This is a genomic window from Cellulophaga baltica (assembly GCF_018861125.1).
In the GTDB taxonomy this organism is placed as follows: domain Bacteria; phylum Bacteroidota; class Bacteroidia; order Flavobacteriales; family Flavobacteriaceae; genus Cellulophaga; species Cellulophaga baltica_A.
Genome location: NZ_JAHKQN010000029.1, coordinates 152,884 through 168,425, shown reverse-complemented (window position 1 = coordinate 168,425; position 15,542 = coordinate 152,884). Strand labels below are relative to the sequence as shown.

Annotated in this window: 21 protein-coding genes and 1 pseudogene; 19 read left to right on the top strand and 3 right to left on the bottom strand. The window is 29.3% G+C overall.

Translation table 11 applies throughout. The annotated features are described in order from the left end of the window. Positions 1–416: pseudogene (locus tag KO500_RS14890) on the top strand (hypothetical protein); the annotation flags it as partial. A 45-nt stretch (positions 417–461) separates the two neighbouring features. On the opposite strand, the gene KO500_RS14885 reads toward KO500_RS14890, so the two are convergent. Beyond that, positions 462–1,097 (bottom strand): hypothetical protein, encoded by a 636-nt coding sequence (locus KO500_RS14885; RefSeq protein ID WP_215957355.1) that lies wholly within the window; start codon positions 1,095–1,097, stop codon positions 462–464. 226 nt (positions 1,098–1,323) lie between these two features. Between KO500_RS14885 and KO500_RS14880 the strand changes: the two genes are divergently transcribed. The 3 genes from KO500_RS14880 (at position 1,324) to KO500_RS14870 (ending at position 3,982) form a co-directional block, all read left to right on the top strand. Continuing rightward, positions 1,324–2,229 carry a YihY/virulence factor BrkB family protein gene (locus tag KO500_RS14880; RefSeq protein ID WP_215957354.1) on the top strand — a complete coding sequence of 302 codons (906 nt, stop codon included), beginning with the start codon at positions 1,324–1,326 and terminating at the stop codon, positions 2,227–2,229. Positions 2,230–2,242: 13 nt separating this feature from the next. After that, the gene (locus KO500_RS14875) at positions 2,243–3,271 is read left to right on the top strand and encodes an AI-2E family transporter (protein ID WP_215957353.1); all 1,029 of its coding nucleotides are present in this window, start codon (positions 2,243–2,245) and stop codon (positions 3,269–3,271) included. A 108-nt stretch (positions 3,272–3,379) separates the two neighbouring features. Further along, positions 3,380–3,982: a nitroreductase family protein gene (locus tag KO500_RS14870; protein ID WP_215957352.1), complete on the top strand. Its 603-nt coding sequence runs from the start codon at positions 3,380–3,382 to the stop codon at positions 3,980–3,982. Positions 3,983–4,054: 72 nt separating this feature from the next. On the opposite strand, the gene KO500_RS14865 is transcribed toward KO500_RS14870, so the two are convergent. Further along, entirely contained in the window at positions 4,055–4,237 is a 183-nt protein-coding gene (locus KO500_RS14865) for a hypothetical protein (RefSeq protein ID WP_215957351.1), read from the bottom strand. 214 nt (positions 4,238–4,451) lie between these two features. Here KO500_RS14865 and KO500_RS14860 point away from each other — a divergent pair, with 214 nt between their 5' ends. The 14 genes from KO500_RS14860 to KO500_RS14795 all read left to right on the top strand — a co-directional run bounded on the left by KO500_RS14860 (position 4,452) and on the right by KO500_RS14795 (position 13,510). Then, the gene (locus tag KO500_RS14860; RefSeq protein ID WP_215957350.1) at positions 4,452–4,790 is read left to right on the top strand and encodes a YtxH domain-containing protein; all 339 of its coding nucleotides are present in this window, start codon (positions 4,452–4,454) and stop codon (positions 4,788–4,790) included. Positions 4,791–4,797: 7 nt separating this feature from the next. Further along, positions 4,798–5,145 (top strand): hypothetical protein, encoded by a 348-nt coding sequence (locus KO500_RS14855; RefSeq protein WP_215957349.1) that lies wholly within the window; start codon positions 4,798–4,800, stop codon positions 5,143–5,145. Continuing rightward, positions 5,145–5,351, top strand: a complete 207-nt coding sequence (locus KO500_RS14850) for a hypothetical protein (RefSeq protein WP_215957348.1) — start codon at positions 5,145–5,147, stop codon at positions 5,349–5,351. The genes KO500_RS14855 and KO500_RS14850 overlap by 1 nt, the downstream gene beginning before the upstream one ends. A 282-nt stretch (positions 5,352–5,633) precedes the next feature. After that, entirely contained in the window at positions 5,634–6,521 is an 888-nt protein-coding gene (locus tag KO500_RS14845) for a mechanosensitive ion channel family protein (RefSeq protein ID WP_215957451.1), read from the top strand. Between the two features lie 138 nt (positions 6,522–6,659). Further along, a complete protein-coding gene (locus tag KO500_RS14840) occupies positions 6,660–7,109 on the top strand; it encodes a ferritin-like domain-containing protein (RefSeq protein WP_215957347.1) in 450 nt (149 codons plus the stop codon). 205 nt (positions 7,110–7,314) lie between these two features. Next, positions 7,315–7,476 carry a DUF1328 domain-containing protein gene (locus tag KO500_RS14835; RefSeq protein ID WP_215957346.1) on the top strand — a complete coding sequence of 54 codons (162 nt, stop codon included), beginning with the start codon at positions 7,315–7,317 and terminating at the stop codon, positions 7,474–7,476. Between the two features lie 63 nt (positions 7,477–7,539). Further along, positions 7,540–7,728 carry a hypothetical protein gene (locus tag KO500_RS14830; protein WP_215957345.1) on the top strand — a complete coding sequence of 63 codons (189 nt, stop codon included), beginning with the start codon at positions 7,540–7,542 and terminating at the stop codon, positions 7,726–7,728. A gap of 84 nt (positions 7,729–7,812) precedes the next feature. After that, positions 7,813–8,124: a hypothetical protein gene (locus tag KO500_RS14825; RefSeq protein WP_215957344.1), complete on the top strand. Its 312-nt coding sequence runs from the start codon at positions 7,813–7,815 to the stop codon at positions 8,122–8,124. A 161-nt stretch (positions 8,125–8,285) separates the two neighbouring features. Beyond that, positions 8,286–8,849 carry a helix-turn-helix domain-containing protein gene (locus tag KO500_RS14820; protein ID WP_215957343.1) on the top strand — a complete coding sequence of 188 codons (564 nt, stop codon included), beginning with the start codon at positions 8,286–8,288 and terminating at the stop codon, positions 8,847–8,849. Positions 8,850–8,854: 5 nt separating this feature from the next. Beyond that, positions 8,855–9,301 (top strand): response regulator, encoded by a 447-nt coding sequence (locus KO500_RS14815; RefSeq protein ID WP_215957342.1) that lies wholly within the window; start codon positions 8,855–8,857, stop codon positions 9,299–9,301. Between the two features lie 14 nt (positions 9,302–9,315). Next, positions 9,316–11,904 (top strand): ATP-binding protein, encoded by a 2,589-nt coding sequence (locus KO500_RS14810; RefSeq protein ID WP_215957341.1) that lies wholly within the window; start codon positions 9,316–9,318, stop codon positions 11,902–11,904. Between the two features lie 257 nt (positions 11,905–12,161). Further along, on the top strand, positions 12,162–12,305 hold the full coding sequence (locus KO500_RS14805; protein ID WP_215957340.1) for a hypothetical protein: 144 nt from the start codon (positions 12,162–12,164) through the stop codon (positions 12,303–12,305). A gap of 3 nt (positions 12,306–12,308) precedes the next feature. After that, a complete protein-coding gene (locus KO500_RS17515) occupies positions 12,309–12,458 on the top strand; it encodes a lmo0937 family membrane protein (protein WP_215957339.1) in 150 nt (49 codons plus the stop codon). Positions 12,459–12,481: 23 nt separating this feature from the next. Then, positions 12,482–13,510: a helix-turn-helix domain-containing protein gene (locus tag KO500_RS14795; protein WP_215957338.1), complete on the top strand. Its 1,029-nt coding sequence runs from the start codon at positions 12,482–12,484 to the stop codon at positions 13,508–13,510. A 457-nt stretch (positions 13,511–13,967) separates the two neighbouring features. Here KO500_RS14795 and KO500_RS14790 read toward each other — a convergent pair whose 3' ends face one another. Further along, complete coding sequence (locus KO500_RS14790; protein WP_215957337.1) at positions 13,968–14,459, bottom strand: Dps family protein; 492 nt, start codon at positions 14,457–14,459, stop codon at positions 13,968–13,970. Between the two features lie 199 nt (positions 14,460–14,658). On the opposite strand from KO500_RS14790, the gene KO500_RS14785 reads away from it, so the two are divergent. After that, positions 14,659–15,477 carry an SDR family oxidoreductase gene (locus tag KO500_RS14785; RefSeq protein ID WP_215957336.1) on the top strand — a complete coding sequence of 273 codons (819 nt, stop codon included), beginning with the start codon at positions 14,659–14,661 and terminating at the stop codon, positions 15,475–15,477. Positions 15,478–15,542 lie beyond the last annotated feature (65 nt).

Sequence of the window (15,542 nt, the reverse complement as noted above, 5' to 3'; positions counted from 1 at the left end):
GTAGTAGTAGTAGTAGTAATTCCTTAATTAATAAATCAAATTCAGTAATAATCAAAAGTAGCAGTAATAAACTTGTATTTGAAACGGATGATATTAAAAATGATCCAAGAATTAAAAACTTAGATCCCAATACTATTAAATCTATGAAAATAGATAAAAATAAAACTGGAAATGGGGGGACAATTGAAATAGAACTTATAGATAACCATGAAGAAGTTACAAGTACAAGCACATTTATTTCAGGCGAAAAACCAATTACTGTTATCAATGGAAAAGTACAAAACAAAGATTTTGATATGAATACAATATCACCTGATAAAATTGAAAGTGTAAATATTTTAAAAGAAGAAAAAGCAACTATTAAATATGGTGAAAAAGGTAAAAATGGTGCAATTGAAATAACCCTTAAAAAATAAAAAATCAACAAAACCTAAAGGCTTTATCCTTAAAAATAAAGCCTTTTAATTCTCTCTAAATATTACATTACTTTTTTTCATTGATGCTACGATCAATTGCACATAATGATTTAACGCCTTAGAAGGTTTCGCACCTCCTTTTACATCAATATTACCTCTCCAAATTAAAGATTTTTCTTTGTCAACACAAATGCAATAAACAGTAGTTTCCGTGTTGTAAATGTCATACGAAGTTTTCGTATTATGATTATCTAAATATGTATTTTGATTTTCTAAAAAATCATTTTTAAAATCAGAATAGTCTGTAAGCTGGTTAATTTTAGATCGTAAATTAGGTTTAATTTCTGCTCCCATCACTTTTGTAAATAATATAGCATCAAAATCTTTTTCTAACAATTGTTGCTCAACTGCAGCTAATTCATCTTCTGTTTTAGACGAAGCTTTAAATTGTATGTCAAATAGGTCTATACTACGTACTGCTTCAATACCAATATCATCAAAATCTTCTTTAATTCGTGTCTCAAAATCTATACGCATTTCTTCATTAGGTGTCATCCCAACTAATAATACTTTGTAAGCATTGAAAATTACAGGTTGCGGATTTCTATATTCAGCAACTAATTTTGAAGATTTACAGCTAAAAAGCATTACAACAATAAATACTATTCCAATTTTTTTCATGTAAATGAGTTACAACGGCAAAACTATATTTTTGCAATTGATTTGTTGGTTACAGATCAAAAATACAATTAATACTTATTTTAAGAAGTATACTAAGATATGCATTTATAAAAAGTTAGCCCTTATTTGAACTCATATATTATTTGATACAGTTAATCAAGTTTACTTACCAATATTAGTTTTGTGGTAGAAAACAAGTTATCAATAATTTAACTAACCTCTTACTATGCTGAAAGCTCAAAAAGAAAAATTTAAAATTAAAGATTTACCTTCTTTAATTGTTGACACTTACAAAGCATGGAATGAAGCAAACCCTTTTCGGTTGAGTGCCGTAGTAGCATATTATGCAATTTTATCATTGCCAGCATTACTTATAATTATTATAAACATCATAGGGTCAATATGGGGAACAGAAATTGTACAAGGTCAGTTAACTGAAGAAATATCATCAGCCTTGGGCAGTGACGCAGCTACATCAATTGAAACAATAATTGCAGAAACTCAAAATAAAGAAGAAAATTTAATCTCTACGGTAATTGGTATCGGAACTTTACTATTTGGTGCCACTGGTGTATTCTATCAATTAAAAATATCTTTAAATGAAATTTGGAAAATAAAACAAGACCCAAATGCAAGCTTCTGGAAATTAGTTACCGATAGAGCACGAAGTTTTGCTTTTATACTTGTAATTGGCTTTTTATTACTTGTAAGTTTTATTATCACTGCTGGTATTTCAGCACTTAATAATTACATACATAGGTTTTTTCCTGATATACTGGTATATATAGCTTACATACTAGATTTTGCCTTATCCGTAGGTATCATCACAGTACTTTTCGCTTTAATGTATAAATATCTACCAGATGCTAAAATTAGATGGAAAACTGTGTGGACAGGCGCATTTATCACCGCTATATTATTTGTAATAGGTAAGTCTTTATTAGGCTATTATTTTGGTGAAGCAAATCCTGGGTCAACATATGGTGCAGCCGGAACAATAGTTTTAATTTTACTTTGGGTATCATACTCTTGCTTAATCTTATTCTTTGGTGCCGAATTCACATATATGTATGCAAAACGATATGGTTTTGCAATTCAACCAAGTAAAATAGCAATAAAAGATACTGAATAATAACAACCAACTTATGAAATCAATTAGCCCCAAAATAATAAGACAACTGTTTATCATATTACTCATTTTATCAATGGGATCTATGATATTTAAACAAATGCTACCCTATTTATCAGGTGTTTTAGGAGCAATAACTATTTATGTTTTACTCCGTAAGCCAATGAGTAAATTGGTAAAAAAAGGTTGGAACCCTGATTTGGCTGTATCCTTACTACTTTTAGCCTCTGTAATAGGAATTGTAATTCCGCTAGCAGGTATTGTATTGATGTTAGCGAGTAAAGTTAAAGACACTGTACAACATTCTGAAAAAGTAATTGAAGCAGGAAAAAGTCAATTAAGCACCATAGAAAGTAAAATTGGTTATGATTTAACCTCTCAAATTGATTCCTCAGGTGCATCATCATGGTTAACTGAAAATTTGCAAAATTTTGCAGGTGGTACTTTTGACATATTTATAGCGATAGGTCTTATGTATTTTATGCTATACTATATGCTTACCAACAGAAGACAATTACGAGAATCACTATATGAATATATCCCGATAGGAAATGAAAATTTAAAAATTATAGGCAAAGATGTACAGGCAATGGTGCGCTCAAACGCTTTAGGAATTCCATTAGTTGCAGCTGCCCAAGGTGTTGTCGCTTTAATAGGTTTTTTTATTTTTAATATTGAACAACCATTTTTTTGGGCCGTAGTAGTTTTTGTGGGCTCAATGATCCCTTTTGTAGGGACTATAATTGGAACATTACCTGTATTTATTCTCACACTAGCATCTGGTAATGATTTTAAAGCTTGGGGTATTTTAATTTATGGATTAGTTGTCGTTGGCTCAACAGACAATTTATTACGATTATTTATATTAAAAAAATTAGATAATGTTCACCCTTTAATAACATTATTAGGTGTAATTGTCGGTGTACCTTTATTTGGTTTTATAGGGCTAATATTTGGCCCGTTATTAATAAGTTTATTTTTAATAGTGCTACGCATTTACAAAAAAGAATACGGACAAGAAACCATAGCAAAAGAACAACTTTAACTCAAAAATTGCAATTGAATTAATCAAATAATCATTTGAGTTAAAAATAAATTTGGTTTTTATGTAAAATTGTGGTTGATCAATGATCAAGAAAAAGAAATAATAGTTATGAACATATCAGAACAGATACAATTAGAAAATATAGCTGCTTGTGAATATGAAATATTTGCACTACTTAAACAGCGATATAGCCCCAGAACTTTTAAAGAAGCTTCAATAAAACAACAACATATTAATCAAATATTTGAAGCTGCACGTTGGTCTGCTAGCTCAAACAATATACAACCGTGGCGTTTTATTTATGCAGAAAGAAATACACCTGCATATGATAAAATATTGTCATGCCTAAATGATTTTAATAGAGAGTGGGCTACAAACGCACCCTTATTAATGCTAACAGCTTACAAAGAAGAAACTGAAGATGGGGTTGAAAACTTTCATGCACTGCATGATTTAGGTTTTGCCATAGGTAGCATGACAATGCAAGCACAATATATGGGAATAGCATTACATAGCATGGCTGGCGTAGATTGGGAAAAAGCACAAGACGTATTCAATGTTCCTGAAGGTTATCATATAGCAAGTGCAATTGCTGTTGGTTATTACGGCGGAGAAATTGAAAAACTATCAGAAGAATTACAAGAACAAGAAATAAACGAACGTAAACGAATAAGACAACGAGATTTTGCTTTTAAAGAACAATGGGACTAATATAAAATTCTTTAAACTAAAACAGCCACCGAATATTCGGTGGCTGTTTTTATTTGTTTATAATCTAGTTTTTTAAAATGCAACTCCGGATATTATTACGCCGACTACCAATAATATTAAGAAAGCCATAATTATAAACGCACCTGATAGTGTCTTTTTATTTTTTTGAAATACGAATTGCTTTGTATCTTCTTTGTGATCTTTTACAAACTTAGTTTCTTGTTCTTGACTTCTGATTTTATCTCTAGGTTCCATATATATCTTTTTAAATTAATAATTTCTGCTAATGACTAAATCTAATTTAATTTGGTAGGCTTAGCTGCTTCATTTGAATAATTTGTTAACCCTTTCAATTGATGCGCATTACAGTCAATCTTAAGTTTGTTTAAGACAATTTGCGACACATTAGTGACGTAAATTTGAATCAAGTGATTGAGACACAATTACTATTTAACAAAAAAAATATATCATGAACAACAATAATAACAACACAGCTTTAGGAATAATAGCAGGAACAGCAATTGGTGCCGCTTTAGGTATTTTATTTGCTCCAGACAGAGGTTCAAACACTAGACAAAAAATTGCAGACCAAGCTGTAGCAACAAAACATTCTTTAGAAGAAACTGCTCTAGACTTAAGAGACATGGCCGCAAATTCTGTTGCCACTAAAAGAGAAACTTTGGATACTCAAATAGAACATATCGTTTCTGATGTAAGTCATAAGACTGAAGATGTAATTACGACACTAGAAAAAAAATTATCAGAGTTGAAAGCTAAAAACAAAAAATTACAAAAATCTCAAATATAAAACCACTATGAGTATTATTAAATCTTTAGACGAAACTACTAGTAATGCAGCACAGTCTGGGGAAGACTATGTAAAAAAAACGCAGAAGTATTACGAATTAAAAATATTTCAGCAAATTTCTATACTGTCTTCTTACATTCTTAAAGTTGCGATAATAGGTAGCCTTTGTATATTAGGTTTAATATTTTTGGCAATAGCAGGAGCCACTGCTTTGGGAAATTATTTCCACGATAGAGCATTGGGTCACTTGTGTACTGGACTGATATTTTTTGCGACAATTATTCTTATATATTTATTCAGAAAATACATTGATAAATTTATTATTAAGAAGCTTTCTAAAACCTATTTTGACTAATGAGAAATCAGAATTACACATCGTTCGAAGAAATTGAATATGATTTAAAACGATTAAACTTAGAGCGTCAAATAGCGGTTGAACAGCTTAAAAGTTTTAAAGTACAAGTTCAAAAAGATTTACAACCCTTAAATTGGATACAATCTGGTTTTAAAGTGGCAAGTAAATTAAGTACCGTAATGCTATTAAAAAAGCTCTTTAAATAGTACACGAGATTTTCAAAATTTTAAAAAGGTCTAAGCTGAAAAGCTTAGACCTTTTATAGTTTTCTAACTATTTGTAAAACAGTCACTATTAGACTCAAAAAAGCACCTCTTACCGCTACAATACCTGTAATTTTACAGTAATAAGGTTTGGTTGATTGTAAAATGGTTTCAACAGCATACTACAGCAAGTTGAAACCATTTTTTTAAAAACCAATATTTGAGACTCTTTTTAGATTCAATCTATTTACCAACCAAAAAAATCACAAAATGAAAGAATTTGCTATGGACATACAACTAAATGATGCATGGAATAAAATGATTACCCGTTTAGAATCATGGGTTAACCAATTGATTATTAACCTACCTAATATAATTATAGCTATAGTTGTATTTATTACAGTCATTATACTATCAAAATACATTAGTAAATTAACTTTAAAACTGTTAAGTAAGAGTAGTCTTCAAAAGTCAATGAAGAATGTTATTGCTAAATTAGTATCAATCTTAGTAATTGCTGCTGGTCTATTTTTAGTTTTAGGAATTTTAGATTTAGACAAAACTTTACAAACCATTTTAGCTGGTGCCGGTGTTGCTGGTTTGGCTGTTGGCTTAGCCTTGCAAGGGGCTTTGGCAAATACTTTTTCTGGTATCGTTTTATCTTACATAAAACAAATTAAGTTTGGTGATTGGATTGAGAGCAATGATTTTGAAGGCGAAGTTATTGATATTGACTTAAGAGCTGTAACTATTAAGCAACCTGATAATAATTTAGTATACTTACCAAACAAGTTGGTTTTAGAAAATCCGATAAAAAACTTTTCATCAACATCACAGTCAAGAGTTATACTTAATTGTGGCGTTGGTTACTCATCAGATTTAGAATTTGTTCGTGACTTAGTCCAACAAACGATAGTTGATAATTTTCAGCCTGTTGAAGATAAAAACGATGTTATATTCTTATATAAAGAGTTTGGTGATAGCTCTATAAACTTTCAAACACGTTTCTGGATAGATTCTACATCAGCATTACAAGTAGCAAAAGCCAAAACGGAAGCAATGATTTTTATTAAAAAAGCTTTTGATAAAAATGATATTAATATTCCATTCCCAATAAGAACTTTAGATTTTCCTAAAAACTTTAGCATGTTAAAGGAAGATGAAAATAAATAAAAAGCGATTTGTTTTAAAGGCAATCTAAAATTGTTTTGAATCAATTCACCTCAGATTTAACTATTAAATTTGAGTATAAATGTTGATAGAATAAGCATTTAAAATATTATTCTAATAATTATATAAAAAAAACAAATTATGAGCACATACACACAAGAAGTTGGAGAAAAATTAAACGGACTTTTAGAAAAAACATACGACGCAGAAAAAGGATATAAAAAAGCTTCTGAGAACACAGATAACAAGGTATTGAAAGACTTTTTTGCAAAAAAAAGTAGCCAACGTTATGATTTTGGTTATCAATTAAAAAATGAAATTGCAAGCTACGGTCAAAAAATTGAAAATGGCGGAAGTATTACTGCTGCAACACATAGAGCATGGATGGATGTAAAAGCATTTTTAACGAGTGACAATGAAGAGTCAATGCTAGAAGAGGCATTAAGAGGTGAAAAGGCAGCAATTGAAGAATATAAGAATGTATTAGCAGAAACTGCTTTGCCAAAAAGCACATCTGATATTTTAAATCAGCAATTAAGTCAAATTCAACTTGATCTTTCAAAAGAAAAAGTTATGGAAAATATTATGTAAGGCTACGGTTTTTATAAATATAACTAACATTAAATTGGGGGTAAGTTACTAAACTTACCCCCAATTTTTTTGGTATAATATTCAACTGTTAATGAGCTAATTAATTAACCGATATAGTTAATCGGATCCTTACTTTTTAATGATCTTTGAAGTGTAAGATTGATAGAGTATCAATCCTATTTATTAACCCTAAAAAACACACATTATGTTACGTTGGACAGTCACTTTTATAATATTAGCAATAATCGCCGCAGTTTTTGGCTTTGGTGGAATAGCAGCAGGAGCTGCAAGTATAGCAAAAATACTTTTCTTTATTTTTCTAGTACTATTTATTATATCACTATTAACAGGAAGAAAGAAAGTTTAAGAATATAATTTTTAAACGACAACAAACACACACTTAATTACTTAACACATTAATATACATATAATGAGAAAGCCACTTATAATAACAATGGTTACCTTAATGCTAAGCACAACAGTAGTAACTTTAAATAGCTGTAGAGAAGAGAAATCTACAGGCGATAAAATTGAAGAAGCTGCAGATGATGTAGGCGATGGCATTGAAGAAGGAGCCGAAGAGGTAGAAGATGAGATTGATGATCATACAAATGAGTAAGATATCTCTATAAAATAATTGAAACGGACAAAGGCTTTGAGTAGCATTTGTCCGTTTCTTATGTCAAACATTAATACACAAATTATGGAAAATGCAAAAAGTGAAAAAGAATATATAAATGAATATTCTGAAAAAGGATATACTGCAAGCTATATGATTAAAAATGATAAGCTTGAAGACTTAGACACTAAAAAAACCTATAAACCTTCAGAAGTTTTTATAAAAAAAGAATTTAGATTTGAGGGTATGAGCAACCCATCAGACATGTCAATACTATATATTGTTGAGACGAGTGATAGCAAAGGAACTGTTTTGGCAAATTACAGTCCTTCAAGCGACACGAATATGGCTGAATTTTTCACAAATATTCCTAAAGAAAATTACACCGCTAATTAATTATTTGTCATTTTTTTTAAAATTGAATAAAAGTTTAGTTATCGCAAAGGATATTTTTTAACAAATAATTAAAAAAAATGTATCTTTTCAACGATTATACAATAACAAGAAACTTGTATTTTTACCTTTTTTATTTTAACCGCCAAATACTCAGAAAACCTATGAAATTTAATGTAAAGTTTGATTTTAATACCATCTGCAAAAAAGTGCTATGCCAGCAACTTGATGATATGAATTTAGACTATTCATTAAATGGTATTGGTGAGGTAAATTTAAAACAGTCTCCGAATGCAGTACAAATGCAAAAAATTACTGAAAATTTAGCCAAATTTGGTATTGAAGTTATAAGTGATCAGCAAACAGCACTTGTACAACGAATAAAAGATGCCGTTACACTAATTGTAAATGGCGATGAAGAGGCTCAGAAATATAATGTTTCAAATTATTTATCGGAAAAATTAGATTATTCATATACACACCTCTCAAATGTTTTTTCAGAGGTTACCCATATGTCTATTGAAAATTTTGTGATCTTAAAAAAAATAGATGTTGCTAAAAATTTGATTATTGAACATAACCTAACACTTACTGAAATTGCTTTTAAACTCAACTATAGTAGTGTAGCACATTTATCAACTCAATTTAAAAAAACAACCGGATTAACACCCTCAACATTTCAAAAAATTATAAAGAAAAGAAATGATAAGGTTGTTCCTCAAGATTAATTACTATGGCTTTGAACTCCCTGAATATTGCACTTGCTGATGATGATGAAGATGATAGATTCTTATTTAAAGATGCTATTGAAGAAATCAAAATCAAAACAAAACTTTCTCTTTTCACTAATGGTAAAGAGTTAATGGATTATTTAATATTACCAAATGTTATTTTACCTGAAGTAATATTCCTTGATTTAAACATGCCTATCAAAAATGGTATGCAATGTTTAAAAGAAATTAGGGAAAATCCAAAATTGATTGATTTATCTGTTGCAATTTACTCTACATCGTCATCAGAAAAAGACATTGAGGAAACTTTTGTTAATGGAGCTAACATATACATTAACAAACCCAATACTTTCAAAGAATTAAAAGCAGCTATTGAAAAAGTACTACAATTAAACTGGCAGTACCAAACCTCTGCTTTAAACAGAGATAATTTTCTATTAAGAATATAAGAATTTTAAAAATTATGATTTTAAATAAACTGGTAACTTCTTCTAAACTATACGTAGTATTACTTATTGTTGCGACCTCTTTATTATTATTTATTGGAAGTATTAGTTTTAAACAAATTACAGAATTTAGAGACTCTGCTAATTGGGTGACTCATACCATGGAAATTGAAAAGGAAATAAACAGCCTTTTCAACATTTACTATAGAATGGAGTCAAATGAACTCAAACAGCTTTTGCGAAAAGACACCCTTAGAAATGCCTCTTCACTTAAAAAATATATTGCCGATGCAGACTCATCTATTAATGAGCTAAAAACATTAGTTGGTGGTAATGCTGTACAACAAAATCATATTAAACGTATAAGTGAATTACAAGCCGAGTTAATTAGCTCTTTAAAAGTTATATCAAACGCACCTCAATTACGTCAAAAATACTCAAGAGGTGAGCGAAATAAAATTGACAATGTTGCTGATATTATGACACAATTAAATCAGCGGAAAAATTTTATGCTCAATAAGCAAAGTGAATTACTAAATGAGCGTGAAAAAACATATAAATCGCTGGCAATATTTACACCTTACACTATCTTATTCTTAGGCTTTTTCGCCTTATTTATTTTTGTTGTTTCATTCTTAAAAATTAATCGAGAATTAAAGAGTAGATCTGAAGCGGAAGCTTTTTTAGCCAGTGTGATGGCAAACACCGAAAATATCGTTAATTATTATGAACCTGTTTTTGACGATAATGATGAAGTTAAAGATTTTAAATTAATGTACGCTAATGATCGTAATAAGATAGATTTTAATCTTGATCCAGAAAATATAATAGGCAAAAACATAAGTGAGTTTCTACCTTTTACGAAACTAAATGGTGAGTACGAAAAAATTGCTCAGTCTTATAAAGAACAAAAATTAATTACTTTAAATAGACAAGTACAAATAAATGGAAATAAAATTTGGTTAGATTCTAACATTAGACCGCTCTCTAAAGGAATTTTAATTGTAGCTAAAAACAACACCTTTGAGAAAGACTCTATAGATAAATTAAATAACCTGAACCAAGAATTACAAGTACAGTATGAAGAGCTTAAGAATACAGAAGAGTTTTTGCAGAATGTAATTAAAAGTACCAATAATGTAGTTAGCTATTTTGAACCTATTAGAGATGAGCAAGGCAAAATTATAGATTTTATTGTTGAGTATACCAATGATGAACTTACAAATGAAACAGGCTTAAAAGTTAATGAGGTTTTAAATAAAAAAGTATCAGTCATCTACCCATATTTAATGGAAAATGGAGTATTTGAATATTTAGTGGAATGCATAGAAAATGATTGTATTTTAGAATTCGAAAGAGATTATGTATTTAACAACCAAGTAACCTGGTATTCTACATATGCTATTAAAAATGGAGATGGCGTTTGTGTTACTTCAAAAAATATTACAAAACAGAAAAATAACCAACAACAATTGATTGACATTAACGATCAATTAAAGATTCAAAACTCTATCTTAAATGATGCAAAAGCGATTGCTAAAATAGGAAGCTACGGGTGGAATGTTTTAAATGTAAATGATGAATCATCAACAATATCAGATAACCTTTATATGCTATTAGGGTGTGAACCTAAAGCATTTGAACCTACTCACGAGAACTATAAAAAGTTTATTCATCCTGAAGATTTAGAATATTACGAATCAAATATTAAAACCGCAGTTACTAATAAAGAAACTGTAGATTTTAGTTTTAGAGTAATTACTGAAGCTAGAAAAGTTAAACATTTTAGAACTACAGGTAGTTTTCAAAATGATATGCTTATTGGCGTAGCACAAGATATTACTAGCCAAAATAGAAACTCATTAAAATTAAAAGAAAAAAATCAGGCACTGAAACGTACTAATGCAGAGCTAGAATCATTTAATAGAGTAGCTAGTCACGATTTACAAGAACCTATTCGAAAAATACAAATGTTTATTTCAAGAATAGAGGAGACAGATTTGGAAAAATTATCCGATAGGAGCAAATCATATTTTGAAAAAATAAGCTCTTCATCAGAACGCATGAGAATGTTAATTAAGTATCTATTATCATACTCACGTATTAATAAAACACAAAAAGAATTCACAAGAGTAGATTTAACTGATATAATACAAAAGGTACAAGAAGACCTTGAAGCAAGAATTAAAGACGAGAACGTAACCTTTGTAATTGACAACCTACCTACATTAAAAGCAATACCATTTCAAATGGAACAACTTTTTAATAATCTTTTATCGAACGCTATAAAATACAGAGGACTTGAAGATCCGAGAATTATTATTGATTGTAAAAAACTTCGAAAAAGTGAGATTTCAGATAACTTTGTTAAGAAGAATAAATCATATTACAGAATATCAGTTATAGATAATGGTATTGGTTTTGAACCTGAACATGCTGAAAAAATATTCGAACTATTTCAAAGGCTTCATCAAAAAAACGAATACTCTGGTACAGGTATCGGCCTTGCAATTTGTAAAAAGATTGTGCAAAACCATAGTGGCCATATTGTAGCTGAAAGTAAACCTGAAAAAGGTTCTACTTTTTGCATTTATTTACCTGCATAACAAATTACCTTATTATATACCTATATATTCTTCTACAAACTCAATAGGTAACAAATACATAAAACAAATAAAAATTTAGTATTAGAGCACCCTTTTTATCTAAAAAAGGGTGCTTTTAACGTGTTTTTTAGTCATTTCCTATAATTATATAACACAACCATATAATTGTATAACACAAAAAGTCCCCTAATGGCGGAAATTTGTCATGTACAATAATAGTACACACCATTATTACCTTAATCACTAAAAAAACTAACATGAACAACAACAAACAAAATTATCAAACGAATTCTAAGATTGGGAGTACATGGACAACGGATGAAAATTTATCATCTTTAAAAAAAGAATTCTTATTAGATAGAGTAATTAACAATAGCGTAACAGGATATATATCTGATTAAGCTATGTATAATAATAAAATAAAAATTCTAGCAGCACTACTATTTGTGTTTTGGGCCATAGGATTTTTAATATTTGATTTAGGCCTAATTATTCATGTAGCACTACTATTTGCAACCATTACTTTAATAGTTGGTGTTATAAAAGAAAAATAATTATTAACGAAAAATCACTACACATGAAAACGGTAAACCTTATTACAAACAATATTTCTCAAATTTTTAATACACTACAAAATGAACTTGGTGGTAAATTAAATAAATCACAACAAGAATATAAATTAGAGCTTGATAATGACCTTGTAAAAGGTAATATTTCAGGTATTGCTTTTAAAGATGATATTTCGTTTATGAAATACGATGTAGTATTTAAGCAAGATACTATTTTTAAACACCACACATCAACAACAAATCCAATTAACTTTATGTATTGCTCAGCAGGGCAATTAAGCCATAAATTTAGCGATACAGCAGAAAAAAAGTCATTAAATCAGTTCCAAACAGGAATTTTTTCAAGTGACCCTAATAAAGATTCAATTGTATTTTTTAGAAAAGATCAAGCAGTTAAATTTTCAAATATTAAAGTTGATTCTTTAGACCACTCTAATGAAGAAAATATTAGCTTATTGAAAGAGCAATTAGCAAAAACGTTCATGCCGAAAAATGATGAAAAAACTTTTTCTTACGTTGGGTCTTACAATTTAAAAATTGCTGAAAAAATGCAACAGATAGATTCTATTAGCCAAAAAGGAATTGTTCGTAACTTATTAATTAATGGTACGGTTCATGTAGTATTGGCAATGGAAATACAACAACACAAAGAAGATGTTAAGAACTTAAAAAATAACTTTGGGTCATTAACTAGAGAAGAGATGGAAGACATTAAAGAAATCTCAACTTTTATTAAAAATTATCCAGAAATACAATATAGCTTAAAGTATTTAAGTAAAAAAACAGGTTTATCTCCATCTAAATTACAAGAAGGATTTAAATTATTGCATGACAGAACAGTTACCGATTTTATTAGAAACACAAGAGTTGAAGTTGCTGAAAATCTAATAAAAACAACAGATTTAAATATATCTGAAATTGTTTACACGGTTGGATTAACTAGTAGAAGTTATTTCTCTAAAATATTTAAAGAGAAGTATGACTGTAGTCCTAAGTTCTACCAAGACAACCAACATACGTTAGCTGCTACAGCATAATATATATCAATCATTTAATGATAAAAATAGCCAGCAATATTGCTGGCTATTTTTATGTTTAATTATTAGTCATTTATATAATTATTATTCCATCGAAATTTAAAAAAAATAGCCTTCAAAAATCATAATCGTATTGATGAAAGTTACTTAGTATTATCAACTTAATACTGAATAACGTATTAGACTAGTACAATAAATAATAATTAGAGGGTTATCATTTTAATATGAAATGAATCTTATTAGTATTTAGTAAAGTTTCAAATAAATTAAAAATCCGAACAACAAATATTTCATTTAATACAAATTATAAAGGCTATCTTAATTTTAAAATCAAATTAAACAACGTTTTAAGCGAGTAAAAAAATTAATAAATAACACTACTACCCTATTTTATAAAACATAAAAAAAGCGATAAGAAATTAATCTTATCGCCTCACATTGAAAAGGGTAAACTTTTTTATTTGAATGACTTAACAGATGCTCTCAACATCCAAGCCATTTCCTCGTGTTGTTGTAAGATACCAGTAATAAAATCTGCTGTACCTTCATCATTATGTGCTTCTGCATTTTCACCAATACTGGTTCTAATGAAAGTAATAATATCTTGGTGATCTTCTAAAAGAACTTTCATAAAACTAATACTATCGTTTTGATCTGGTCCATTTTCTTTCAATTGAGATAATTCTAAGAATTGTTGTAAGCTTCCTGGAGAGTAAAAACCTAACATACGAATACGTTCTGCAACTTCATCAACAGTTACTTCCAATTTACCATATTCTTCTTCAAAAAACACGTGTTTGGTATGAAAATCATGGCCTTCAATATTCCAGTGTGCATTTCTATATTTTGTATATAAAATAAACTCATCAGCAAGTAACTGTTTAAGCATATCAACAACTGCTTTTCTATTATCCTTTTTTATTCCGATTTCTGCTTCTACTGTTTTCATTATATATATGTTTTAAATTATTATCTACCTCAAAATTAGACATTAACACTAGTTAAATTTGATGTAAACACGTTTATAATTAGCACATTTACATATGGAAAGTAATATGAACGCAATCACATAAAAAGTGTGTTCTAAAACTAAAAATATACTTGCTAAATAGCTATAAATCTTATTTTTAAGTATAAAAAACATTGATATGCAAAAGCCAAATAATAGATTAGAAGATCAAACTTGTATTATAACCGGTTCCAGCTCAGGAATTGGTGCCGCAATAGCAAAAAGTTATGCGCTTGAGGGCGGTAAAGTTGTTATTAATTACCATAGTGATAAAGAAGGTGCTGAAGAAGTTGCTCATGAAATAATGAAAAACTCAAATGCTATAAAGCCTTTAATTATACAATGCGATGTGAGTAAAGAAGAAGATGTGAAAACTCTTTTTAAAAAAACAATAAAAGAATTCGGTACAGTTGATGTCTGTGTTGCTAACTCGGGCATACAAAAAGATTATCCTTTACATGAAATGCCTTTAAGCGCATGGCAACAAGTTTTGGACGTAAATTTAACCGGACAGTTTTTATGTGCTAAAGAAGCGCTTAATGAGTTTATGAGAAGAGGTATGCGACCTGAAGTTTCAAATTCACTCGGCAAAATTATACACGTAAGTTCAGTACATGAAGAAATTCCATGGGCTGGCCATGCAAACTACGCAACATCAAAAGGTGGTTTAAAAATGCTAATGGAGAGTATTTGCCAAAGTTATGCTGGTAAAAAAGTACGTTGTAACAGTATTGCTCCTGGAGCTATTAAAACTGATATTAATAAAGAAGTTTGGGAAGATGAAGAAGGCTTGAAAGATATATTAAAACTAATTCCATATGATAAAATGGGAGAACCTGAAGATATTGGTAGTGTAGCTAGTTGGTTAGCTTCTGATGAATCTGAGTACGTAAATGGCACTACTATATTTGTTGATGGTGGGATGTCATGCTATCCTGGTTTTACTTCAAACGGATAGAATTTGTTTACACCAAACAAATTCCACAAAAAAAGAGCGCTTAAATAAGCGCTCTCTTTGTATAT